Consider the following 1,344-nt stretch of genomic DNA (forward strand, 5'->3'; position numbering starts at 1 on the left):
ACCATTATTTATGTAACCCACGATCAAACAGAAGCGATGACGATGGCAAGCAGAATTGTAGTTATGAAAGACGGAAAAATTCAGCAAATAGGTTCACCTATGCAAGTATATAATGCTCCAGAGAATACGTTTGTAGCTAGTTTTATAGGATCACCGGGAATGAACTTTTTCACAGGAAAAGTAGTGAACAGTAAACTGCACATCAGTGAACATGAGTTTCAACTGACAGAAAATCAAATGCATTCGTTACATGAAAAAGGCTACAACAATCAGTTCGTTACTATAGGAATTCGACCTGAGCATATTACGCGGGCCTCTTCTGATGCTCCTCACATTTCATTACCGGTAGATGTGTCTGAGTTATTAGGAGCAGAGTACATACTATACAGTAGTTTAGGAGACCAGCTCTTTGTGGCTAAAATCCCTGGGGATGAACATATTCAAGTTCATCAGCGCTTTCCATTTCATTTTCAAATGAATCATGCTCATTTCTTTGATCAAGCATCTACCAACCGTATCAAAATTGACCAATAACTATCTAAAATGAATTCTATAAGTGGGGGAACTAAAATGAAAAAATTATTAATTCTGTTAGCAATGCTCACCGTGATCATCGCGGGCTGCGGCAAAAACAGTTCAACAAGCGGCGACAGCAGCGACTCTTCTAAAAAAGTAACCATTAACTTTACGCATTGGCGAGGAGAAGATTCGAAAGCTTTTGATTCTATCATTGAGCAATTTGAAAAGAAAAATCCAAACATTCATGTAGAAATGACCGTCTTTCCTTCTGATTCCTATCAATCACAAATTCAAGGATCTCTACTATCTGGAGAAGGTATCGATGTATTTGCTAGTTTTCCAGGAAGTCAATTTGAAACGATTCGCAAAGCAAACGGTTTTGCAAAGCTGGACGACCAAAACTTACTCAGCAAATTTGACGAAAAGCTAATCCAAGCGGGTAAAGCGGATAATACGCAATATGCTCTTCCTTATCAGCTAGTCTATAACATCCCTGTCTATAACAAAGGCATTTTTGAAAAATTAAATTTAGATGTTCCTAAAGATTGGAATAGCTTTTTAAAAACAGCTGAAACATTAAAGAAAAATGGATACACGCCGATTTTATTTTCAGGAGACGTAAGTCCTTCTCAATTTATTAATCCAATGATTATGAATAACGAACCTACAAAAAACGCCCTTCACGAAGTAGAAACAGGCAAGCGCAAGCTAACTGATGAATGGTTTATCAAAACCCTATCTCAAATTAAAGAATTAAATGACAAAGGTTACTTCCAAAAAGATGCTCTTGGTACGAAAAAAGAAAGTGCTGCAGCACTTTTTGCT

The 1,344-nt window shown here is 37.1% G+C and carries 2 protein-coding genes; both read left to right on the plus strand.

What is annotated here, in order from left to right:
• Positions 1 to 534, plus strand: a 534-nt coding sequence (locus AC1DRF_RS28000) for an ABC transporter ATP-binding protein (protein ID WP_477742310.1), incomplete at its 5' end; no start/stop codon positions are given.
• A 36-nt stretch (positions 535 to 570) separates the two neighbouring features.
• Positions 571 to 1,344: ABC transporter substrate-binding protein (locus AC1DRF_RS28005; RefSeq protein WP_477742311.1), on the plus strand; the 774-nt coding region annotated here is incomplete at its 3' end.

It is taken from the genome of Priestia sp. P5_B4 (assembly GCF_056400385.1).